At 26.0% G+C, this 24,773-nt stretch carries 22 protein-coding genes; 5 read left to right on the top strand and 17 right to left on the bottom strand.

The genetic code is table 4. From position 1 onward, the window contains the following. The first annotated feature begins 111 nt into the window (after nt 1–111). From AAHM99_RS02620 to AAHM99_RS02630, 3 genes are all read left to right on the top strand, one after another. Nucleotides 112–2,403, top strand: a complete 2,292-nt coding sequence (locus AAHM99_RS02620) for a lipoprotein (protein ID WP_342275213.1) — start codon at nt 112–114, stop codon at nt 2,401–2,403. Further along, entirely contained in the window at nt 2,403–4,139 is a 1,737-nt protein-coding gene (locus AAHM99_RS02625) for a lipoprotein (RefSeq protein ID WP_342275214.1), read from the top strand. Before AAHM99_RS02620 ends, AAHM99_RS02625 begins: the two co-directional genes overlap by 1 nt. A 67-nt stretch (nt 4,140–4,206) precedes the next feature. Beyond that, nucleotides 4,207–4,611 (top strand): HIT family protein, encoded by a 405-nt coding sequence (locus AAHM99_RS02630; protein WP_342275215.1) that lies wholly within the window; start codon nt 4,207–4,209, stop codon nt 4,609–4,611. A gap of 52 nt (nt 4,612–4,663) precedes the next feature. Here the strand turns inward: AAHM99_RS02630 and AAHM99_RS02635 are convergent, their stop codons facing one another. From AAHM99_RS02635 to AAHM99_RS02670, 8 genes are all read right to left on the bottom strand, one after another. Beyond that, on the bottom strand, nt 4,664–6,118 hold the full coding sequence (locus AAHM99_RS02635) for a glycoside hydrolase family 1 protein (protein ID WP_342275216.1): 1,455 nt from the start codon (nt 6,116–6,118) through the stop codon (nt 4,664–4,666). Beyond that, the gene (locus AAHM99_RS02640) at nt 6,118–7,512 is read right to left on the bottom strand and encodes a glycoside hydrolase family 1 protein (RefSeq protein WP_342275217.1); all 1,395 of its coding nucleotides are present in this window, start codon (nt 7,510–7,512) and stop codon (nt 6,118–6,120) included. The genes AAHM99_RS02635 and AAHM99_RS02640 overlap by 1 nt, the downstream gene beginning before the upstream one ends. After that, the gene (locus tag AAHM99_RS02645; RefSeq protein ID WP_342275218.1) at nt 7,505–8,446 is read right to left on the bottom strand and encodes an ROK family protein; all 942 of its coding nucleotides are present in this window, start codon (nt 8,444–8,446) and stop codon (nt 7,505–7,507) included. The genes AAHM99_RS02640 and AAHM99_RS02645 overlap by 8 nt, the downstream gene beginning before the upstream one ends. 3 nt (nt 8,447–8,449) lie before the next feature. After that, the gene (locus AAHM99_RS02650; RefSeq protein WP_342275219.1) at nt 8,450–11,044 is read right to left on the bottom strand and encodes a glucose PTS transporter subunit IIA; all 2,595 of its coding nucleotides are present in this window, start codon (nt 11,042–11,044) and stop codon (nt 8,450–8,452) included. 75 nt (nt 11,045–11,119) lie between these two features. Continuing rightward, a complete protein-coding gene (locus tag AAHM99_RS02655) occupies nt 11,120–11,851 on the bottom strand; it encodes a MurR/RpiR family transcriptional regulator (RefSeq protein ID WP_342275220.1) in 732 nt (243 codons plus the stop codon). Nucleotides 11,852–11,917: 66 nt separating this feature from the next. Then, a complete protein-coding gene (locus tag AAHM99_RS02660) occupies nt 11,918–12,403 on the bottom strand; it encodes an HD domain-containing protein (protein ID WP_342275221.1) in 486 nt (161 codons plus the stop codon). Between the two features lie 231 nt (nt 12,404–12,634). Then, entirely contained in the window at nt 12,635–12,883 is a 249-nt protein-coding gene (locus AAHM99_RS02665; protein ID WP_342275222.1) for an OB-fold nucleic acid binding domain-containing protein, read from the bottom strand. Between the two features lie 390 nt (nt 12,884–13,273). Then, nucleotides 13,274–14,647, bottom strand: a complete 1,374-nt coding sequence (locus AAHM99_RS02670; RefSeq protein WP_342275223.1) for an acyl-CoA carboxylase biotin carboxyl carrier protein subunit — start codon at nt 14,645–14,647, stop codon at nt 13,274–13,276. A gap of 178 nt (nt 14,648–14,825) precedes the next feature. On the opposite strand from AAHM99_RS02670, the gene AAHM99_RS02675 reads away from it, so the two are divergent. Then, nucleotides 14,826–16,178 carry a hypothetical protein gene (locus AAHM99_RS02675; protein WP_342275224.1) on the top strand — a complete coding sequence of 451 codons (1,353 nt, stop codon included), beginning with the start codon at nt 14,826–14,828 and terminating at the stop codon, nt 16,176–16,178. 46 nt (nt 16,179–16,224) lie between these two features. Here AAHM99_RS02675 and AAHM99_RS02680 read toward each other — a convergent pair whose 3' ends face one another. The 9 genes from AAHM99_RS02680 to ftsY form a co-directional block, all read right to left on the bottom strand. Next, nucleotides 16,225–16,932, bottom strand: a complete 708-nt coding sequence (locus tag AAHM99_RS02680; RefSeq protein WP_342275225.1) for a hypothetical protein — start codon at nt 16,930–16,932, stop codon at nt 16,225–16,227. A gap of 35 nt (nt 16,933–16,967) precedes the next feature. Continuing rightward, entirely contained in the window at nt 16,968–18,257 is a 1,290-nt protein-coding gene (gene trmFO / locus AAHM99_RS02685) for a methylenetetrahydrofolate--tRNA-(uracil(54)-C(5))-methyltransferase (FADH(2)-oxidizing) TrmFO (RefSeq protein WP_342275226.1), read from the bottom strand. Next, nucleotides 18,257–18,919 carry a copper homeostasis protein CutC gene (locus tag AAHM99_RS02690; protein ID WP_342275227.1) on the bottom strand — a complete coding sequence of 221 codons (663 nt, stop codon included), beginning with the start codon at nt 18,917–18,919 and terminating at the stop codon, nt 18,257–18,259. The genes trmFO and AAHM99_RS02690 overlap by 1 nt, the downstream gene beginning before the upstream one ends. A gap of 1 nt (nt 18,920) precedes the next feature. Continuing rightward, a complete protein-coding gene (gene metK / locus AAHM99_RS02695; RefSeq protein WP_342275228.1) occupies nt 18,921–20,054 on the bottom strand; it encodes a methionine adenosyltransferase in 1,134 nt (377 codons plus the stop codon). A 193-nt stretch (nt 20,055–20,247) separates the two neighbouring features. Then, nucleotides 20,248–21,213 carry a serine aminopeptidase domain-containing protein gene (locus AAHM99_RS02700; RefSeq protein WP_342275229.1) on the bottom strand — a complete coding sequence of 322 codons (966 nt, stop codon included), beginning with the start codon at nt 21,211–21,213 and terminating at the stop codon, nt 20,248–20,250. 62 nt (nt 21,214–21,275) lie between these two features. After that, nucleotides 21,276–21,641: a hypothetical protein gene (locus AAHM99_RS02705; RefSeq protein WP_339030320.1), complete on the bottom strand. Its 366-nt coding sequence runs from the start codon at nt 21,639–21,641 to the stop codon at nt 21,276–21,278. A 100-nt stretch (nt 21,642–21,741) separates the two neighbouring features. Continuing rightward, nucleotides 21,742–22,506: a TIGR00282 family metallophosphoesterase gene (locus AAHM99_RS02710; protein WP_342275230.1), complete on the bottom strand. Its 765-nt coding sequence runs from the start codon at nt 22,504–22,506 to the stop codon at nt 21,742–21,744. Further along, nucleotides 22,506–22,829 (bottom strand): YlxM family DNA-binding protein, encoded by a 324-nt coding sequence (ylxM, locus tag AAHM99_RS02715; protein ID WP_342275231.1) that lies wholly within the window; start codon nt 22,827–22,829, stop codon nt 22,506–22,508. Before ylxM ends, AAHM99_RS02710 begins: the two co-directional genes overlap by 1 nt. Next, entirely contained in the window at nt 22,822–23,808 is a 987-nt protein-coding gene (gene ftsY, locus AAHM99_RS02720; protein ID WP_342275232.1) for a signal recognition particle-docking protein FtsY, read from the bottom strand. The genes ylxM and ftsY overlap by 8 nt, the downstream gene beginning before the upstream one ends. A 76-nt stretch (nt 23,809–23,884) precedes the next feature. Between ftsY and AAHM99_RS02725 the strand changes: the two genes are divergently transcribed. Beyond that, the gene (locus AAHM99_RS02725; protein ID WP_342275233.1) at nt 23,885–24,772 is read left to right on the top strand and encodes a hypothetical protein; all 888 of its coding nucleotides are present in this window, start codon (nt 23,885–23,887) and stop codon (nt 24,770–24,772) included. Nucleotide 24,773: the final 1 nt, after the last annotated feature.

The raw sequence follows: 24,773 nt of genomic DNA on the forward strand, positions 1-24,773 counted from the left end.
CGAACTTTAAAAGAGCAAAAGGACAAATATTTTATTTTTAATTGTAATTTAATGTTATTTTATGTTATTTTTCATTATAATTATTTTGATACAAACCAAGGAGTGAATGGTGTGAAAAAATTATTAACACTGTTAGGAAGTGTTAGCTTAACAGCAACAACAGCAACAATGGCTGTTGCTTGTGGTACTGACTATGACATTAAAGAAGACGGAAACTCAGTTCTTATTCAATTTTTACAATCAATAGATGGAAAAGCAAAAATTACATCTACTGATATTCTATGAAAATTAATTAACTCATCAAATGGTCCAAAAAATAGAGAAAAACTTACTTTAGACCTATTGAAAATGATTAATTTATCTATTCTAGCTAATATAGATTCAGAAGAAAATGAATTTACAATAGATGAAGATAACTTATATACAAACTATGATTTAAAAAACACTTTAAAAGAAAGATGAACAAATCTTATTTCAATTGTTGATAGACAAATAGTTAATGAAAAAGATGTATATAAAAAAGAACACGGTAAAAAATGAGAAAAAGAATGAAATAAAATGCTTGTAGATAAGTACAGCGTTTATCAAGATGATGTCAAATCAATGGATAAAAACTTCCTAGAAAACAAATATAAAGCAGATCTACTGTTAACAGATACAAATAATAACGCTTCAAAAACGCTATTAGATGTTTTAATTAACACTGATCAAACAGGAGTTACTTGAATAAGTTCAAATGATATTATTAAAAAATATAATGCACTTACAAAAGTAATTAATGACAATAAAGATAGTGATGCAGCAATTGCAAGTTATTTAAGAGCTGATTTAGATCAAATAGCTCAAATTAAAAATTCAACAACTAGTGATACAAGCGAATGAAAAGAAACTAAATTAACTTCAGAATCAAGTGATGCTGATATAGCAGCTGAGGCTAAAGAAGTAATTAAAATTGAAAAAGAAGAAATTTTATATGATACTCCAGTTAATTTAAATAACTTCACAATAAGTGATACAAATAACTCAAGAGCAGGTTTCTTAAGTAATTCACAGAAATTTTTCTTAGATCGTTTCTATAATACTCAAGCCCCTCTTGCTATAAGTGAAGTTGTGGTTCCTTTCTCAGAAAATGGAACATTCGATGATGGAGTTACAGTATCAGATTTCCAATCATTAGATGGAAATGATCAAAAAAATACTAACGAATTACTAGAACAAATAGCAAAAGATGACTCAACTGATACTTGAAGAAGATGAATGGTTGAAGCAAAAACAGATAAGCATCCAAAAGCAACTGTAAAAAACTACGATAAACTTATGACTTTAAGTAACTCAACAGATTTTACTCAAGATATGAGAGCAGTTGTTTATGACTTTACTCTAAGTGGGGATGTTAAAGCAAATGGAAAAGAATTTGTTCCAACAGAAGGCGAAAAAAGATTAGAAAATTTAATTAACGAAATTTCAAGAGAAAAAAAAGACGGTAAAAAATTCTATGTATATAATGAAGATCAAGGAAGAGTTTATTATGTAGATTCAACTGGATTACATATAGTTCAAATTGATGGATATAGTTATTTAAAAGAATCAAAGACAACTGAAAAAATAGGTAAACGTCAAGAGGGAATTATAGACAATAAGATTAATGAAGAGACACTAGCAGAATTAAATGAGTTCAAAAAATATAATGCTTTACAAGATACTGAAAAAGTAGCTGCTTTACAAACAAATAGAAATAGAAGTGAAACTTATACTAATTTAAATAAAACAGTAGTTAACCCCTACTTACATTATTTAACAAACTCTTCAATGTTAAAAGGAATTGCAGGTTCTGCATATAGTTTTGATATCATGTCAGAAGTTAAAACTTGAGCACAAGTATCTTCTTCAACAGATGGTTCTGCATCATATTGAATGACATCAGTATTTGATTATTTTAAAACTATTTCAAAAGTAAAAGAAAAAGAAAATGACTCATCATTTAGTCAAGAAGAATTTATAAATAATTATATTACTTTCAATATAAGTGAAGAAAAAAGTCAAGAAGAAGAAGTTATTCAAAAAACTCAATCTTGATTCTATGCAGCAGTTAATTCAAAACAAAGTTTAACAGCAATTGATCCAGCTATCTTATTTATTGAAGCTAGTGAAAAATGAACTGATGAAATAAAAACAAAAACTGATGCAAGTGGTTATCCAAAATTAATTTTAGATAACATTACATATAAAGAAGAAATTGTTTCAAAAACTATTGAAATATTCTGAAAACCAACAATAAAGGAAGAAAATACAGGTGATATGATTTTAGATAATAATTTAAAATCAGTAGTCTTTGATTATAATTCAATTATTAAAAATGTTGAAACATCATATCTTTCTTTCAAAAAAGGAGGGAGTAAATAATGAAAAAATTATTAGGAATACTTAGTGCAGTTTCATTAACTGTATCTACCCCTTCTCTTGTTGTAGCTTGTACAAGTGCAAGAATAACTAAACCAAAATTAAATAAAGAATTAGCTAAAAAATTATTAGTACAAATATCTGGTAATAAAGACCTTGCAAACATTGATTTTGGTTCATTATTTACAGATGCTGAAATTGAAGCTGTAATTGTTAACATGATAAATGAATTATTATCATTACAATATAGTTTTGATTCAACAAACAGTATGTTTAAAAGTTTAGATTTTAAAGATCTTTACACTTCTGATAAAGATAAAGGAATTGAAGAGTCATTTAAAACTAAATACAGTCTTGAATCTAGAACAATTGCTGAAAATAAACTTTTTGAAGATTACACAAAATCAGTTGGGACAACAAGACTTGATTATTGAGCAATAAGAAATAACTATAATTTAAACATTCAAAATGATAAAACAAAAGTAAATTCTATGAGTGGTGAACAAGTAGAAGTTAATAGTACTAATCCATATATTTATATTTCTGATGCTTCACCTACTGGTGAAGCACAAGATAGCATTTGAAAATTTTCAAACGAACAAGGAAATAATGGTACAATTGCAGGTAAAAGTAAACTGCCTACAATTGAAGAATTAACAAAAGAATATCAAGAAAATGGTTCATCAATGTTTTGAGTTAAAAATATAGAGGGTGAATTTGAAAATATTAGTGCAAAATCTGCATTATATTTAAGATTTCAAGATTATTTTGAATCTAAATTGTTAGAAGATATGAATGATAATCTTCTAACAAATGCCTACTTAAAATCAACAATGTTTAATATTAAAACAATTGAAGAAGAAAAAGCACCATTCATTAACCCTTCTTCAGCAATGTTTTCAAAAACACAAACATTAAATGAAACTTCAATTAATGAATATTGAAAATCAAATGTTAAAATGGTTTGAACTTTAAAATTTGATGTTACTCAAGCACAAACAATTGATAACATAAATAAAGAAATTAATAAACAAGCTGAACTTTTAAATACTAGCAGTGGTGCATTAAAAGAAGGAAAAAAAATTAGTGAAATTGTAAAGATATTTGAATCAGGTGCAATTAAGCCTATTAATGATAATAAAACTGCTTATGACTCATACTTTGGATTACAAGGTTATCAAGGTTTAACTATTTATGATGGAGATAATGCAATTGGAGAAAGTCCAATTGCAGGTAAAGCTTACGAAGCTAAAGTAAAATCATGAAATAATGGTCCTGGTATTATAAAATCAAGTTCAGAAAACTTCTTAACTATGGACGCTGAAAATAATAACTATGCAGATTTAGTAATTGTTCTTCCAATCTATATGATTGAATTATTAGGAGCATCTAATAGTGAAGAGTCAACTTACAATATTGTTGGTAAAGATAATGAAGAAACAAGCGCTATAAAATTTAGTAATACTATTGGAAATGACACTATTTATAAAGATAGATGAAATAATAAAAATAACTCAACATTACATTCAGCAGATGTTGCTGAATTAGCAAAAAATGAAAAAAAACAAGAAGCTTTATTAAATCAAATTATGTTTGGAATCTCAAAAGATCCTAATTCAAGTGATTTAGCTAAAACAATCATATATTCAAAATACTTGGATAAAGATGATGTTTACTATGCTGGTCTGTGAGATAAAATTGGAACATATATTAAAAGTGAAGACGATAAAGACGAATAAAATTAAAAATAAACCTCCATTAGGTTTATTTTTTTTATAAAATATTTAAGAAACGAGGAGTTAAAATATGGATTGTATTTTTTGTAAAATTGTTAATAAGGAAATGGCCTCTAAGGTTTTTTATGAAAATGAATATACCCTAGCCTTTCTTGATATTTTTCCAAATAGAGATGGTCATTCTTTAGTTATTCCAAAAAAACATTTTGAAAACTATGAAGAAACAGATGATTTTTATTTGCAAGAAGTTGCTAAAACCAAAAAAATTGTAGCTAAAATGTTAAGAGAAAAGTTAAAATCAAAAGGTATTAATTATGTCTCTAATCAAGGCTCAGAGGCCTTTCAAATGGTATTTCACTATCACGAGCATATTATACCTAAATATGTAAAAGAGCAAGGATATGGCTTTAAAATCAATAATAAACCCGAAGATCTGACTAGTATTGATGAAATTTTCAATAAAATAGTCAATTAAAATATATTAATTAAAAAAAGAGAATTACATTAATTTGTAATTCTCTTTTCTTTTATTTTAATTCCTTAGTTTCCATAAATTTTTTAAACCAATGATATGATTTTTTTAAATACCTATCACCAGTTCCATTATGTTTGTCATCATAGTCCACATAAACTATTCCATAACGCTTATTAAACTCACTTGTAGCTCCACTAACTAAGTCAATTGATGTTCACATCGTATAACCAAAAACATTAACACCATCTTTAATTGCTTCATTAATTTGAATGAAATGTTCTCTAAAGTAATCAATTCTATAGTCATCATCTACTGTTTTGTTTTTATTTAAAGTCTCAGTTACCCCAATTCCATTTTCTGAAATAAATAAAGGTAATTGATATCGATCTCATAATTGATTTAATTCATATCTTAAACCAATGGGGTCTATTTGTCATCCTCACTGAGTTTGTTTTAAATAAGGATTAACTCCCCCTACAGTTAAATTACCTCCAGTTTGACTAACCTTATCAGTTACTGATACAGTGTTTGTTTGATAATAACTAAATGAAATAAAATCAATTGGATTACTTTTTAACAATTCCATATCACCATCAAAAATTTCAAACTCTATTTTATTTTCTTTAAAGAAACGCTTTGCATATCCTGGGTACTCACCACGAGTCATTACATCAAAGAAAAATCATTTTCTAATTTGTTCTTGTTGTAAATTATGAAATACATTGATAGGATTGCAATCATATGAGTATGTTGTCATATCAGATACCATGCAACCAACTTTAATATCAGGGAATTTTTTAGCAAACTTAATCATCTCTGCTTGGGCAATAAATAAATTATGCAGTCCTTGAAAAGATTTTCTTAAGATATTCATATAGTTGCTATCTCTTTCTGTAAAGAAACCTAAACCAGTGTGAGTATAAATTAACGAAATATTTAACTCATTAAATGGTAATCAATACTTAACATATTTTGAAAAACGCTCAATTAAAGTTTTAGCATATTTAACAAATAACTTAATAACCTCACGATTTAAAAATCCATTATACTTTTCTAAAATTGGATATGGAAAGTCAAAGTGACTAAGAGTTACCATAATCTCCATTCCTTGAGCACGACATTCTTTAAAGACACGCTCATAAAATGCTAATCCTGCTTCATTTGGAACTGACTCATCTCCATTTGGATAAATACGTGCTCATGAGATTGATAAACGATATATCTTCATACCAGCATCTTTCATTAACTTAATATCTTCTTTATAGCGATTATAAAAATCATTTCCTAAACGCTTTGGATATGTATCTGTACTATTTGGATCTAATCCTCTTAAAAAGTCTTGTTTTGTTAACGAGTGAACTTTCGATAAGTCCTTTTTATCTTTTAACTCAATATATGGTGTTAAATCAGCAATAGTTAACGACTTACCATCTACTTGATAAGCCCCTTCAATTTGTGCAGCTGAACTTGCACTTCCTCATAAAAAATCTTCTTTTTCGAATTTCATTATATTGAACCTCCATTTGTTTTAATTAATTCTTTGTATCAGTAAAAACTATCTTTTTTATAACGTTTCATATCTTTTAGATCAAATTCATCACGATTTACATAAATAAAGCCATAACGTTTTGATACTCCCTCATGAGTTGAAATTAAATCAATAGCACTTCAAGGCATATAACCAATTATATCTACGCCCTCATCAATTGCTTCCAACATTTTTGAGATATGTTTTTGGTAATATTCTATACGATAAGTGTCATGAACCTCACCTTGCTTAGTTAAAATGTCTTTGGCACCTAAACCATTTTCAGTAATCATAATAGGAAGATTGTACCTATCATATACTTCACGTAAAGTATTTTTAAAACCTTGAGGGTCAATTTCTCAACCAAACTGAGTTTTTTCAAGGTTTTTATTTTTGACAGAAGAAGTGAAACCAGGTATTGTAAAGCCCTTTTGTTGATCTTTGGCTTCTTGACTTATGTCATTAGATTTTGGCATCTCAACAGTCATAGTTGCATAATAATTAAAAGCAATAAAATCAGGTTTAGCTTGTTTAATTACTTCCATATCTTTTGGATCAATTACAAAATCTTCTTTAATTTTTTTAATAAACTCTAAAAACACTGGACTATAATATCCTTTGCAAACAATATCTAAATACACTCAATTACGAACAATATCCATATTTAATTTTGCTGTATAATCAATTGGTTTTGAGCTGTTTGAATAAACTGATGAGATATTTGGTGCAGGACCTATTTTTGCCTTAGGTAACATCTTGTGACATAAATTTATAGCACGAGCTTGGGCTAAATTTAAAATATGAATAACCTCTCATCGATTAAGTTTTTTACCATTTGGCATTAAACCAATTGCCGATGCAGCCATTGCAAACATATTTAATTCATTAATTGTTAGTCAATACTTAATCTTGCTACCATAAGCTTTAAATAAAACCTTACAATAATCTTCAAATAAATCTGCAAATCTTTTGCTAGTTAACCCTCCTGCTTCATCAATAAAGTTAGGAAAATCAAAGTGAAATATTGTTACAATTGGCTCAATTTTATATTTAATTAATTCATTAATTAAATCGTCATAAAACTTAATACCCTCCTCATTTATTTCACCTTTAATATTTTTCATAATTCTAGGTCATGAGATTGAAAATCGATAAGACTTCATTCCCATTTCTGCAAAGAGTTTTACATCTTCTTTTCAATTTTTATAATGACCAGTTGCATCATGAAAGTTAGTAATCTCTTTTGAATATCCTGGTGACTTATGAATGTCATCCATTACAGAACCTACTTTACCACCTTCAAAAATTGAACCTTCTACTTGATAAGCACTTGTGGATGCCCCTCATAAAAAATCTTTTTTAATTTTATTCATAAATTTTATCTCCGTATTCTAATATATATAATCCACCATAGCAAGCTGCTTCGTTTTTTAATTTTGCAACTTCTACTTTATTTTTTACCATTAAATCAGGGTATAGTATTCTTCCCTCATAATTAAAACTTTCCGCTTCTAATAATTTAGCAAATATTAAATCAATGAACTTTTTGTTATTACTAATTCCTCCCCCTAAAGTAATTAGGTCGTAATCAAGAATGTAATCAAGATTAATTATTAGTTTAGCTAGAGCTGTAATTAAATTATCAAACAAAGTTGTCATGATTGGGTCTTTTTTTTCATACATAGCAAAAGCGGTTTCACCATCAATAAACTCTTTTGACTTAATTGCCATCTTATATCTAAATAATACTGATCCAAGACCACCATATGCTGCGATTGGAAGGTCTTGGCCCACTTCTAAACTGGCAAAACCTTTACCAAATTCTCCAGCTCTAAGAAGATTCCCCTTATGAACTCTATTATTTATAATTAAAGCTCCTCCAAGTCCAGTTCCAATTGTGAGATGAACTTGAGTCTTTATTTTTGAGTTGCTTCGATAATAATGCTCTCCAATTAAAGCTGCTCGTGCATCATTTTCAAGAACAAATTTTTTACAGTTTTTATATTTAGAAAAAATCTTAACCAAATTTAAATCAACATCACAAATAGCTGAATTACTTAAAACTTGCTTTTTGACTGAATCTACAACTCCAGGGATTAGAATTGCTAATTCAAACTCATCTTTTTCCAAATCTAATATTTTTGTGATTTCTTGGATTACTGTAATTAATTTTGTTTGAAATATAATCTCATTATCTGGTTGTTTTTCTTCTTTATATTTAATGATTTGAGAACTTATTTTATTTTTGTTTTCAAATAAAATAAACTTTGTTCCCATTCCTCCAATATCAAATGTATATCTTTTCATAATCTATCCTCTTAAATTTCTAAACTCTTTTTTAAAATCTAAAATGTTATCTCTTTCAATATCTAACTCATAGTTAATACGCAGTGCATTTAAAGCATTGTAGTAATTATTTTTGATGTGACTTATTTTGTCTGCACCAATTTCTTTTTCAAATTTTTTAAGTATTGCTAATAGAGTTGATAAATTATTTGAAATTAATTTATCCAAAGCCTCAAAATTAATTTCTTTTTGAGCTACTTCTAATTTTTCTTTTCATTCTGATACATCATATTTCTTATTAGAGATTTTATATTTTGCAATTAATTTATTAGCTTGTTCCACTTTATTATCTGCCATTAATTTTTTACCTAATAATAAAGTTTTCTCTTTTACTTTTTCTTGCTGACTTATTAATTTAGCAATTTTTGTTCTAATAAAAATTAAGTTTTGAATCTTTATCTCATATGTTTTTATATTTTTATTATTAAATTTATTTAATAATTTATTTATTTTTTTAAGTTCTACTTTAATTTCCTTACTTGCTTTACCTTCTTGTAAAGCAATTAATTTAACTAAATCTTTAGTAGTCTCTTTTATTAAGACTTTTTCTGTTTTTCTTTCTCTAAATCAGAAGTAGCAAATTATAGCTGCTAAGAAAAAGGAACCTAAACAACATCCGGTATACATTAAACCATTTGCTAAAGGTGAAATTTCAGAATATCCACCGAGCATTGGTTCAGAGAAATAACCAATTAATTCAAAGATTCCTAATCCAGAACCACCCCTACGAGCTACTCCTAGCATGCCCGATATTGTTCCAAAGACAAAGGCAGCTATTAACCCAGAATATAAGGGTCGTCGTTTTGGTAAATTAATTTGATATAAAATTGGCTCAGTAATTCCAATAATACCAGCAGATATTAATCCTAAACCTTGATTTCTTAGTTTAATATTTTTTGTTACTAATATAACAGCTATTAATGCACCAAACTGTGCAAATAATGATATTCCCCCAGCTACTCCAATTTCTGACTGTCCACCATTAACTAAATGATCAATGAACTGTACAATGGATAATACATTATGTAGTCCAAAAATTATGGCGACCTGCCAGGATGCAACATATAAACCAATTCCTAAACCAAAAGGCAATGCTTTAATATAGAAAACTGATATTGCTAAAATGGATTCAAATATATTTCAAAGAGGACTAAAAATTAGAAAGGTTACAGGTAATGTTATTAAAAATATTAAAAATGGTCGCCCCATCAATTCTAATGAAGGAGGCATTCATTCCAAAATACTGTCATCCAATTTTTTAGCTAGAATAATCGCTGGCAAGATTACAAAAGGTTTAGTATTCATACCATTTAAGCGAACCTCTGATAGTTGATTTAAAAATAAAGTAATAGGTCTGGTTTTATCAATTGGTTGATCTCAAAATCTAAACATTACAATATATTCACCCATCCCATTTGGACCACCAGTCACAAATAAATATGGTGAACATAAAATAACAGCAATTCCCAACCCAATGACTGGCCTGAGTTTAAAATAATCCGATGCGGCTCAAGCAAATAATATTGCTAACATGACAATTGATGTTCGAGCAATAACAAATAACATAGCTCAAATCACTGGTGCATTTAATAAGTAAATAGTTTCTTCATTTGCACTTGAAGGATCAAATGTAATACTTGGCATTCACCCAGTTTGCTGCAAGATTGAGACCATAGCTTGTAATAATCCTACTCCAATTAAAAATGGTAGAACTCTAATAGTAATTGCAATAATGGCACTTAGCATTTGCAAAAATCAAGGTTTTTTAGATTTTAATTTTTTCTTCAATTCAAAATTAACATCAACTGACTGATTAATTTCAGTAAAGGCATTTTTTAATTTATATACATCTTGACCAATAATAACTTGAAGTTCATCATTATTTCAAATAACGCCTTTAACATTATTATTTTGTTTTAGTTTCTCTATATTAACTTTACTTTTGTCTTTAATTTTAAAGCGTAAACGAGTCATACAATTATAAACACTTGTATAATTCTCCATAGTTCCCACAAACTCATTAATTGTACGAGCTGCTGAAATATATTTACTATCTGTTGCAAAAAATACATAAGGATCTAGATTCTCTTCTTCTTTAGTTTCCATACTTTCTGTATTTATTTCACAAATAAGTTCTCCCTTTTTATAAATTTTCTCTTCAAATACTGGAATAATAATATTTGGATCTTCAAAAACTATTGGCGTCTCTTTTGAGATATTTAATTCTCTTAATTTATTTATTTCTACAGAGAATATTTTTGTGTCTAGATTAACTTCTTGATTAACTTCTAAATTAGTTTCAAAGTACTTACCATTTAGCTTTATACTATCTAAACCACAATGAATTAAAACGTTATATCCTTCAACCTCAAATCCATAAGCATGTTTGGTATCAAATATCATTTTTACAGTGGCTTGATAAAATGGTGAGAAAAATAAATTATCTTTTGGAATTATTAGTATTCCATCTCCCAATAGTTTGTTTGCAAAAGCAATATCAGAACATTTTTTAATTTGTCTAACTTCACAATCAACGGGAGCATAAATTTTTATACTCATATTTACCTCTTAAATAAATGATAGTCCAGAAATAAATATAAAATAAAAACTTTCCAAAATGGAAAGTTAATTATATTAAATTTGTTTTGCTATTTCTAAGATTAGAATATTCAAAGCTAAATTACGATACACATTTGAAGCATTATTTTTTAAATAATCTAATTTTAATTTATTATCAGATTCTAAAAAGACTTTATCATACTGTTTTTCTGAAGTAATTACAAAATTATTAGCTTTTATTGTTTTCGCATTAATTAACTTTAAATACGAATTAAGAGTAAAATTATCACGCCCATAAAAAAGAATAATGTTAATATCCTCATTATTAACTAAAGGCTCATTAAAAATGTCAAAATTCTTAGAAAGAATAAGTGGTCTTTTATTATAACCAATCAAAAAATCTCCTAATCCTTGAGCTATTCAAGAGGTTTGCGCTGATGCATAAATATTAATATTAATATTATTTTTAATTGCTGCTGCCAAATTTTTAATAAAAACAGAGTTTTTATTACACCACATTTTTATTAAAACAAGTATATCACTTTTAAAACTAATTTTATTAATTGAATCATATAAAAAATGTTCTTTTTTTAAAGAATACGCAAAAGTCTTAAAGCTTGGTTCACCCAAACTTTGTATAAATTTTGTAATTTTTGATTCAGAAACAAAACAAATATCTGCAAGTTGCTTTTGAGTTAAGATTTTTTTTTGACGCATCGTATTTATAATATTTAATGCAATAATCTTATCGGTTGTATTTTTATATTCTCTTGTTAAGTTTTCTAATTTTTCATATATAGATGTCATAAATTTCCTTTTTACCTCTTAATTGTAAAATACTAAAAAAAACATTAACTATCTACTAAAACTTACTTATTTTTTCTTATTATGATTTAAATAACTTCTTCCATCCTCAGAAAGAATTCTTGATGATCAAGCATCTTTTTCCACTTTTGATAATTCATCATTAATTTTATAAATTCTTGCATCTAATGAGTCTAATGAAGAAATAATAACTGCTTCAATTAGTAATGGTTCTACAGGAGATCCATATTCATTTTTACCATGACTTGCTAAGATTACGTGTTGTAATTTTAAAACATCCTCATTATCTTTTAGACCTAATTCTATAGCCTTATTTGAAACAAAAGTATTACCTATTGATATATGACCCAATAATTTACCAACATCAGTATATTCTGATGCATTTTTCCCTGCCATTTCAAGTACTTTTCCTATATCATGAAGGATTGTTCCACAATATACTAATTCTCAATCAATATCTGCATATTTATATACTTCTCTTATTGCTTTTGCTCCCATTAATAATGAGTAACTGTGTCAAAATAAACCACCCACCACATTATGATGAATACTTACAGCAGCTGGAAAAGTTTTAAATTGAACTTCATACTGTTTTAAAATTGCTAAAGTTATTTTTTTGTAAGTTTCATTATCAATAGTTGTTATAAAAATCTATTAATTTTGCATAATGTGATTCAACATTTATTGGAGCACTAATACTAAACATTTCCTCATTTATATTATGTTTTTTAAAATCTTTTTCATCAATAATTTCATAAGAATTAACTAAGTGTTTAATTGTAATTGTTGTCTATAAACATTGGTTACAGCTTCTATTTTTACAATTAAACCACTTTTTAATTCCTCTACATCTTTTTCAATAGAATTTCAAAGTCTTGCTTCAATTCTTCCAGACATATCAATTAAATTTAAAATTAGATAATTTGATCCATTATTTCCTGTTGATAAAATTGCTTTTTCTATTCTAGCTATTAAAGTTACTATTTTGCTTTCTGCATTAATTTCATTAATCATTTTTATACTCCTCAAAGATAAATTAATTTTAACAAAAAAACACTATTTAAACTGGGAAAAATAAATTCTACATCTTTATTAATTGTGTATAATATATTTTCTATTTCAATTTTTTAGTGCTTATTTATTATTAAATTAAAAAACCCGGATTCTTTAGAATACTTATAAATTCTTTTCCAAACATAATTGCATCCTCAGGTTCTAAACTATTTTGATTGAATGCAAAATTTATTTTTACATAATTTGTTAAATTTCCATCATCTTTAAATGAACTTGATATTGATGAAATGTAAATTGATAAGATTGAATTTTTAGTTAATCCAAAATTTGCATTATCTAATCCAAAATTTGAAATATCATAAATCGCTACTTTAACTTCTTTATCTTTTACTAATTGATTTTATGTATTTCTTTTGAAATATCCAAAATACTTAAATCATCACTTACTTTTACAACTGTATCATTTACTGAATATCCATCAGTTTTTACTAATCTAATAAATGAATGACTTGAATCTAATTCTTCAAATTTAGTTAAAGCTCTTTTTAATGCTTTTACATAAAATGCATTAAGTTCAAGATCAACATTTTCCTCTTTTGAAGGTTCAATCATTAAAGTTTGTAGACTTATTAAAGCAGTTATGTCTAACTTAAATGAGAAACTACCTATATTTGTTTTATCCACAATAACTTTCTTTTCAATTGAATTTGATACAAGCTTACTATTTTCTGTTGCTTTCAATTCAACTTCTTCTAACTTAGAATTAATACTTTTTGATTTTTCATCTATTTTTTTGACTATTGAATTAATACTTTTTTCATTATCATTATTAGTTTCTTTAGTTTCTTCCATAAATGATGAAAGTTTTTTTTCAATTTCTTTAAACTTATTATTTAATTTTTCACTATTTTTTAAAACTTTCTCTAATCTTTCATAATCTAATTCCTTTAAAAATACAGAGTTAGATTCTTGAGCAGTAGTTTCTTGCTTCTTAATATTTTTTGGTTTTTGTTTTATTTCAACTACTTCCAAGTTATCTTCAGTATTATTTTTTGAAAGTTCTTCTAAAATTTCAGATTGAGAAATAGTTGAAATTTCATCTGAAAATAAATTACTATCTTTAAAATTATCAGAATTTTCATAAACTACTTTTTTAGTAATAGTTTCTGTTAGAATTGTTGGATTTTCTTTTATCTCAAAAGTTGAAGTTTCAGTTTTAATTGTTTGAACAGTAGTAGGCTCCATTTTTGCTTCTGCAATTGGATCCTCAGTGAACTCTTCTTCTATTTGAAATTCACTTTCAATAATTTCATCTTTTAAGTACTTTTCAGTTTCAAAATTATCAAGAATATCTAAATCCTTTTCAGCTAAAAATTCTGCCTTTTTTTCTCTTTTTGGTTTTACTTCTTCAAATTCTTCTTCATCAGACTCATCTGATTCATTTATTAATTTTTCTAAGTATCCAAATTCGCTTAAACCATCTTTTAATGTGTCATTCATATTTGATGGTTTTTTCAATAAATTTTTCATTTCTTTATAAGAGAATATATCAAATATAGTATCTCCATGTGAAACAATTAATGATTCAATTACATAAATGTTTCTAATTACTCCATCTGTTGTAGAACGTATATCAAATTTTTCAAGTTGTGTTGATATTATTGCTAATATTTGATCTTTTTTGACTGGTTGGCCTTCTTTAACTAATACTTGTTCTACAATACCCTTATATTTTTTGACATTCTTAAATTTTATTTTTTCCATAAAGAACCCCTTTAGTTAAAGTGCTAATAAACACTATATTAATATTTTACACTACTTTGACCAACTATTGTAGTTTTTATATAGACTCAAAGAATATTTTTATGAGTAATAAGCGATTATGTCCCTACATATTAACAAGCGACTTTGTCCTCCTTTATAATCAATAAATGGAGGTTTTATGAAAGGACTACTATTAAATACCATGAAACAAGAACAACTAAGATTAATTAAACAATTATCTTTAAGAAAAGACTCTATTAAAAATACGGCCTTTAAATTAGGTTATAGTGTTAGACACACAAGAAGAAAACTTAAAGAATATCAAGAAATTGGAGCAAAAGCTTTTATTCATAAAAATACAAATAAAATACCTATAAATAAAATTTCACAGTTATTTAAAGATGAAATAATTGAACTATTTCAAACAAAGTATTATGACTTTAGTATTAAACATTATTGAGAACTAACTTGAAAAAAGAAAATAAGTTACTCTGCAATTAGGCACATATTAATAGAAGAAAATATTTTAATTGAGACTCTTAACAGAAAAACAAAAAAAGATATTCGTAAAAATTTAAAGGCCGGAAACCAAGAAAATTTAACAAGCGAGTATCTTTCAAAATCAATTATAACAAGCAAACCCCATCCTACGCAAAAGAAAATTGTAAAATTTGGAGAGATATTTGAAACTGATGCTTCAAATCATCAGTGAATTAAAAATTTAAAATGTCATTTGCATATTGTAATTGATAAAGCTAGTAAAAGAATTTTGGCAGGCTATTTCAGCGAACAAGAAACTACTGAAAGTTATTATAATATCTATAAAAAAGCCTTTAAACATTATGGTTTACCAAAATTAAATGTTAGTGATAATCGAAATGTTTTTAGTAGTAAAAATAATCGTGATCACTTTGGTGATAGTGTTTCAAATACACAATTACAATTTATTTTTCACTCTTTAGGAGTAAATACAAAAACAACTTCAATTCCCCAAGAAAAAGCATTAGTTGAAAGAACTTTTGGAACATTACAAAGAAGATGACCTCAAATAATTAGACTCTTAGATTTAAAAAATATTGATCAGTTAAATGATTATTTACCCTATCTTATTCAAGAATACAATCAAGATTTTTCAATACCTTTAGACCAATTAGAATCAATAACTAGAAAGTTTGATCAAGATGAAGATATTGTTTTCTCTTATCGAAGTGAAAGAATTATTGATAATGGTCATAGTATTAGTTTTAAAAAAGATAAGTGATTTATATGTAAGGGTTATACTCCAATTTACTTTAAACCAAAATTAAAAGTAATGATTATGGAAACAATAAATAAAAAACATTATGCATTAATTGGAAATGACATTTACAATCTTATTCAAGTTGAAGATGAACGCTTACATGGAAATATTAAAACACTATCTAATGAAGAATTTAAAACTACTAAAGTACCCAAAATTGACTCTCCTTGGAAAGCAACTAACTGATATTTTTTTGATAGAAAAAGAAAAAATACAAGATCTATTTATTAGATAAATCTTGTATTTTGGGACATAATCGCTTATTATCTACAAGTTTTTATATAGACTCAAAGAATATTTTATTATTCTCAGATAAATCAATAATTCTTGAAAGACATACGCTAAAAAGAGGAGCTGTTATATAACTTTTAATTGGTAAATTTTGACATTGAACTACCAATCTCAATACTAAATCAAAAATGTTGCTTACTTCACCTCTATATGTTGCTAATAAAGGTCCAAAGTCTTTATATAAAAGCATTGCATTTATTATTAAATACATAAAAATTGAAGCCTTTATACTTAATGTACTTTGAACTGCAAAATAAATATATGTAATTAAAATATCTTCTAAAATAGCTTCTAAACCATTTTCTTCAATTAGACCATTTTCAAAAAAAATGATCATTTCGTCACTTGTTTTTTTAATAAATTCTTCACTTTCAAAAATATCTTTAAAGTTATCATTTTCATCAAGTAATACATAAATTTCTTTATAATCTTCTCAAGTAAAAGCTCATTTATGCTTTGCAATATTTATAAAATTCTCTCTTGTTTCAATGATTTTAGCTCTAATAATCTCTCAAATTTTTAATAGGTTAATTAAGTTTCTTCCATAGATTTCTTCTGAATCGTCAAATAGATATTCTCCATTTGCAATTAACTCAAATATTTCTTCTTCTGATATTTTAAAATCATTGTAATATGAAAGACTTGATACTAATTTTGAGCCTATTTCAGCTCATACTCTTTTATCTCTATACAAAGAAAACCTCCATTTTATTTATTTTATAATTTAAACTAAATAAAAGACTTTATTTTATTTAAAGCATTTTTATAGATATAAGAATTTTTTTCTTCCTTAGAATTAAAACTCATTATAGGATCAATCTTTACTAAACCCATATTTGACTTCATTGGTTTTAATTTTTTATGCTTTGGATTTGTAATATAACTTATTAAACTACCTAAAATTGTATCTTCTGGAAATGCTATAAATTCACTTTGATTAATATAACTAAGAATTCCTCTACTTGCAACTAACCCTGATGCAAATGACTCTATATATCCCTCTACACCTGTAATTTGACCAGCAAAGAATATATTCTTTTTTCTCATCATTTGTAGTTTGTTATTAAGAATTTTAGGAGAATTTATAAAGCTGTTTTTATGCATAACTCCAAATCTTCTAAAGACTGCATTTTCAAGTCCTGGAAGAGACGAGAAAATTTGCTTTTGCTCTTTTCAAATAATATTTGTTTGAAAACCAACCATATTATACAAATTATACATCGCGTCATCTCTTCTTAATTGTACAGCTGAATAAGGCATAATTCCATCAAAATTTTCTAATCCATTTGGTGACATAGCCGATTTCAATAGTATCTTTTTAGAGTTTTTAGCTAATTGCTCTATTGGTTGACAACCTCTGAAAAAAATTTCTTGTTCAAAATCTTTTAAATTAACAGTATTTGCATTTACTAGTTTATTATGAAAAATACTAAATTCCTTTTCATTTAACGGTATACAAATATAACTATTATCATTTTTATATCTTGATTTATAATATACTTTTGAAAAGTCTATTGACTGTTTTTCAATTATAGGAGCAGATGCATCTAGATAAAATAACTTTTGTTTTCCAAGTAATTTTTCTAACTGCATTTTAAACTCTTGTGAACATAAAGGACCACTTGCAATTAAAACTATTTCTTGTGTATTTAAATCTAAAAATTCTTCTTCAAATACCTTTATATTTTTATGACTTCTTATTCTTTGATCGACTAAATCTGAAAATGCTTTTCTATCTACTGCAAGAGCATCATCAGAAGGAATCTGAGTTTTAAAGGCACAATCCAATATAAAGGAATTTAAAAGTTTAAGTTCCTTTTTTAAAATTCCAACAGCATTTTGAGTTGATAAACTTCTAAAAGTATTTGAACAAACTAATTCTCCAAATGTTTTTAATGTTTGAATTTCATTTTTCTGAATTTTTTTCTTTTCATATAAATAGACTTCAATACCCTTTTCTGCTAATTGTCACGCTGCTTCACAACCTGCTAAACCAGCACCAATTATATTTACTTTCATTACTTTATCTCCAATAACTCATTAATTCTTTTATCATTAACGCTTTCATCTCAACTTTTATCATTTCTTACACAAGAACCAACATGAATATTTTTAGATATTTTTTTAAAACTAGAAAAGTTTTTTTGATCAATTCCTCCACCAACTAATACTTTTGTATTTAAGTTAAGAGAAACAAGTTTTTTTATAATTTTTCTACCCTTTTTTATATCCTTACCACCACTTGTTAAAACATTATCTATTCCAAGTTCATTTAACACTCGATAAGATTCAATAAAATCCTTCACCTCATCAAATGCTTTATGAAATGTTATTTCCAAATTTCCCTTTTGTTTAATGACTTGTTTCATAAATTGAACATCTATTGTTAAGTCCTTATTAAGACCACCAATAACTATTCCATTTGCCTTTGTTGTTCTAATAAATTTAATTTGCTCTATCATATCTTTTTTTTCTTTTTCAGTATAAAAAAAATCTCTTGCTGTATTTCTAACAATAATATTTATTGGTAATTTTGATAAATCACAAGCATATTTAATATCTTCTAAAGCAGGTGTTAAACCCCCAACTTTTAAATCATTACAAAATTCAATTCTATTTGCATTAGAATTATTTATTAATCTAATATCTTTAAAATCTTTTCCAATAACTTCTAATAGCATCTTACAAATATTCCTCCAAAACTCTTACTTTATCTAACTTTTCTCAACTAAATTCTTTTTTTCCAAAATGACCATATTTACTTGTTCTAAAATATACTGGTGCTTTTAAATCTAATGTATTGATAATTGAGCTGACTTTAAAATTAAAATTATCATTTAGAGCTTTATAAATAACATCCATAGATACTTTATTTGTTCCAAAAGTTTCTATAAAAATAGAAACTGGGTCTGACTTACCAATTGCATAACTTACCTGAATTTCAACTTTATCAGCTAATTTTGCAGCAGCAATATTCTTTGCGGCATAACGGCACATATAAGCAGCACTTCTATCAACTTTACTTGGATCTTTTCCAGAGAAAGCTCCTCCTCCATGACGAGAATATCCACCATAAGTATCTACAATAATTTTTCTTCCAGTAAGTCCTGTATCACCCTTTGGTCCACCTATAACAAATCTTCCTGTTGGATTAATTAAAACCTTAAAATCAGTATTTAATCCATATCGTTTTGCAATGATATCCATAATATTATTTTTTATAAACTTTTCAAAAGTTTCTTGATTATAATCATTGTCATGTTGAATTGACATTAAAATTGTATCAATTCTTGGATTTTTTTCATTAGTATAATCAATTGTTACTTGTGATTTCATATCTGGTTGAGCCCATTTAAAAGCTCCATTTTTTCTTAATTTTGAAGCCATATGAACTAAATCATGAGCTATTTGTATTGAATATGGCATATAGGTTTGTGTTTCACTATTTGCATAACCAAACATAATTCCTTGATCTCCTGCTCCCATATCTTTTTTATCAACACCCATTGCAATATCAGGAGATTGTGTATTAATTTTAACTACTATCTCACATTTTTCTGGGTCAATACCTGTAGAAGCATCATTATAGCCAACTCTTTTTAAAACTCACTTGGCAATCCCAACATAATCGACAATTGCTTTTGTAGTTATTTCTCCACCAATTAATAAATAGTTTTCTGTAACAAAAGTTTCACAAGCAACTTTTGAATTAGAATCCTGTTTTAAGCATTCATCCAATATTGCATCACTTATTTGATCACAAATTTTATCTGGATGTCCCTCTGAAACCGATTCACTAGTAAATAATTTTTTCATATTTTATTTCTTTTCTCCTTCAAAAAAATGAAAACTTCTCCAACAAAAGAGAAGTTAAATAGATCTCATCGTTGGTTTCCCCTTAATTTCAGCACCTAATTTAATAGGTTGCTACTACCTCATTGAGTTGTTTTCTCTCAGTAGTTCCAAATAAGAATAATTTTAAGTTTTACAAAGTAATAATAACAAATTTTTATATATTTTTAACAATTAATTCAAATACATCTTCTGATTTTTTAGTATTTAATAAATAATGCTTTTTTTCTTTAATCGTTTCTAAAAAATATTTATCATTATCTAACTTTGATAGATACTTTGCTATTTTTTTTGAATCACAATAAAAATCATTATTTGAAAGAAATATACTAATGCTTATTTCTGAACTATTAATATTTTTAATTGACTTCTTATTAATTTTTTTTCATAGATAATATTCAGTTACAGTTAATAAATTTTTTGTTATATTTTCATCTTCTAATTTTTTTGCATACTCTTTTTCATCAGTAAAATCTAATCCATTAATTGGTTCTACAAGTTTAGTATTTGCTCTAAAAAGTGTTCCCCATCATAGTTTTAAATAAAAGTTAAATCCTTTTTTATAAGGATTATTTAATCTTAATGAAGAAGAAATAATTTTATATACTCTCTTATTTTTTGAAAAAAATGAACAAATACTACCTCCAAATCCCTCCCCTAAAAGTACTATTTTAGCATTAGGATTTGCCTCACTAATAACTTCAATAATTTCTGCTAAGTCAGAAATTGATGCACCAAAACTAAAATGATTATTCACTTCATTTTCTCCACAGTTTCTTTGATCATAAGATACTAAGGAATACTTATTTTTTTGATTTTTTCTTAATCAAGATTCCAATTTATCAAAATCTTTTCTATTTCTATAAATATCATGAACACCAATAATAATAAATTCACTCTTTGGATCAATTTCTCCAAATCATCTAAGTTCATAACCTGAAGTAGTTTTAAACATTTTTTTCTTCACAAGTTCACTTTTTATAATTGGAGATGATTTAAATTTAATTTTATTAAATTTAACTATTCTTGCAATTAAAGTCAAAATAAAAATAAAAATAAAAGTTCCAAGCATAACATAAGCAATTATGCTAAGAAGTTCTCAAACAGCTAATCATATTTCCATAAAATCACCTTTTTTAATTATAAATAAAAAGTACTTAAAAAAAGTACTTTTTATAAGTTTTCTTAATCTTCATGCGCCAATTCTAATGCATAGACATCAAATTGTCCCATAAATCAAAATGCATAAATAACATTCTGCTTTCTAGTTATAAACTCATTATTCCCTATAACATTAATTGCCTCATAAACAACATTACCTGCATCTTGTTCTAAATTAACTCTCATTTTCTCAAAATCATAAATTGATGATCGCCCATACATTTCATTTTTTCTTTCATATTCAATTTCTTTCAAAACACTATCATAAGTATTTCTGTATTTTAAAAGTGATTTTAAGTTTTGTTCAATACCCATACAAACATTCATAACCTCTTTATCTAAAGCCAATAAACATTCATGTAAATTTCTAAGTCTATCTTGTCTTTTCATAATTATTTTCTCTCCTAGGAATAGGTATTTATATTTTTATTATACACAATTTAAAATGGAAAATATTTTCTTATAAAAAGCCCTTATATGAAATAAAAGTTTATTGTAATTGTATTCTCTCAATTGATTTTGCCTTATTTTTTGAGTCTAATTTTATAATAACAGCACAAAGAAGTCCAGGATTTTCAGATGGTGTAAATTTACTTGGTAGTCCAGTTTTTTCTTTAAAAATAACTTCTTCTGGATTAGCTCCAATAATTGAGTTAATAGGTCCTGTCATTCCAACATCTGTAATAAAAGCCGTACCTTTTGGTAATAACCTCTCATCTGCTGTTTGAACATGTGTATGGGTTCCTATAACAGCTGTTAAAATTCCATCATAGTTTCAAGCAAAAGCTAATTTTTCAGCACTTGCCTCAGCATGAAAATCAACAATATGTATATCAGCTGTATTTTTTTCAATTATTTTGTCCATTACCTCATATGGATTATTTACATGTTCCATAAAACTCTTGCCCATCATATTAGTAACTCTAATTTTTAAATTTCCAAAATTATATTGATTTGTTCCAACTCCCAAATTAAAAGAGTTCATATTTGCAGGTCTTAAAAGGTCATCAACATTATCAATGAAATCAAAAGTTTCTTTAACTTTAAAAATGTGATTTCCACTAGTTATTACATTTACTTTTAATTTTTTAAGAAAATCATAGTGATTTTTATTTATACCTTTACCATGACTAATATTTTCACCATTAACAATAATAAAATCAATTTTGTTTTTTTGAACAATTGAACTAAGATGTTTTTCTAAAACATCTCTTCCAGATTTTGAATATACATCTCCTACCACTAAAAAATTCATTATAAATTTTTCTCCAATTCTATAATTAATTCTTCTATTGAAATTTTCTTTACTTTTGCATTATCCAAAGTTTCTTTAATTTTATTATTTTTCAATTTTAATTTTAATTTATTTTCTAAATCAGTTAATAATAAAGAAGTTTTATTAATGCTATCATAAATAGCATTTCTTGATACTTTAAATTCTTCAGCAATTTCTTGCAAAGTTAAATCCTCAAAAAAATACAATTCAAAATATTGACACTGTTTTTCAGTTAATAAGCTTTTATAATAATCATATAGTTGTGCTAAATCAGCAGTTTTTTGTATATCTTGATTAATCATTTATATTATCTTCCATAAAATCTGATGTTAACTCTCAAATGTAATTGTCTATATCAAATTCTTCTATATCATTTACAGTTTCACCTGTACCAACTAATTTAACTGGAATATTTAAAATATCTTTAATAGCTAAAGCAATTCCACCTTTACTTGTACCATCCATTTTTGTAAGAACTATTCCTGAAACATTTGTTGTTTCTGAAAAGGCTTTTGCTTGACTTATTCCATTTTGTCCAGTTTGAGCATCAATAACTAATAATCTTTCATGAGGTCCATCAGAAATGCTCTTTTGAATAATTTTAGTCATTTTTTCTAATTCTTTCATTAAGTGCTCTTTATTTTGAAGTCTTCCAGCTGTATCAATTAATAATAAATCATATTTTTCATCAATTGCTTTTCTAATTCCATCAAAAACAACACTTGCAGGGTCTTTAGAGTTATTTTCAGATTTTATTAAATCTACATTTTTAAGCCTTTTATCACATCATTCTTGAAGTTGTTCAACAGCTCCTGCTCTAAATGTATCTGCTGCTGCTATTAAAACTTTTTTATCCATACTTGAATAATAATTTGCTATTTTTGCAATACTTGTTGTTTTTCCAACTCCATTAACACCTACCATTATAAAAATGTTTAATCTACCATCTTTATAGTTTAATTTATCATTATATTTACGACCACTATTATAAGTTTCATATATCTCTTCAACAAGGATTTCTTTTATTTGATCAAAAGAATGCTTTGCCTTTGCTTTTTTTCTCACTCTATTTGATATTTCTAAAACCATTTTCATTCCCATATCAGTTCTAATTAAAATATTTTCTAAGTCCTCAAAAAATTCATTATTTGGTTCCTTATAACGTTTACTTAATTTTTTTATATCAGTTGAAAATGTTAAAGTCTTTTTGTGCTCTTTTTTATGTTTTTTTTGTTGTTTTTTGATTTCTCGTCTCTCTTTTAAATTACTTCAAAATCCCATAAAAATTCCTCATTTCTCAATATTAATTGTATAATAATTTTAATATATTATATATATTAATGTGTGAGGGGATATTATGAAAAAAATGTTATCAGTTTGACTTTCTTTAGGTTTAACTGTTTCTACTGGTGTCAGTATGCCACTAGCAGATAAAAATGTAAATAAGTATTCAAAATTTTTAACTGGCTTAGATGATTTTCTTTATTTGAAAGTTGAAAAGCAAGAAAATGTGGATAAGTTAACAAATAAGGAAATACAAACATTATTAAAGGATGCTTTTTCTAATAGTGAATTTGGATTGGCTCTATACAAAAAAATTGATTTTGAAGTAATTAATCAAGAAAATGGAGAAATTGATATCTTATTTAAAGATAAGAAAAACTCAAATATTCTTAATGAAAAAATCTTAATTAAGTTTAATGTTGTTTTATTTAACTACGACAAAATTGATGATGTAGTTAATACTTTAAATAGATACTTATTTATTAATCCATTAGTTTTAAATAAAGGCGACTATCTTCAAATTGAACTAGAAGATATTTTAAAAAGTAAATTTAAAAATATATTTGACAAATATGTTTCATCAAATATATTTTTAAATAATGTAGACGAATTTTGAGAGTTCTTAGACTTCCAAGAATTGAATAAACAACAAAGTGATATTTTAAAAGCTAATTTTTTAAATAATACAAATTTAGATTTTAGAATAATAAGAGATTCATCAAACATTGGAGTTAAAAAAAGTGATAAATTTATTACCTACTATGAAGATCAAGAAATGATGAATAAGGAAATATTTGATTGAATTAAAAAATATTCATTTTTTAATAAAAATAGAACTAACTATAATAATTTATTTAAAATTGAAGCAAAAAATGAAAAACAAATTACTTTCTCACTTTCAAGTAAATACTTTAGTTGTGCAAAGTTAATTACATTAGAAATAATAAAAGGAACTTTTTAAA

The sequence above is a fragment of the Spiroplasma endosymbiont of Cantharis lateralis genome (genome assembly GCF_964030855.1).
In the GTDB taxonomy this organism is placed as follows: domain Bacteria; phylum Bacillota_I; class Bacilli_A; order Mycoplasmatales; family Mycoplasmataceae; genus Spiroplasma_A.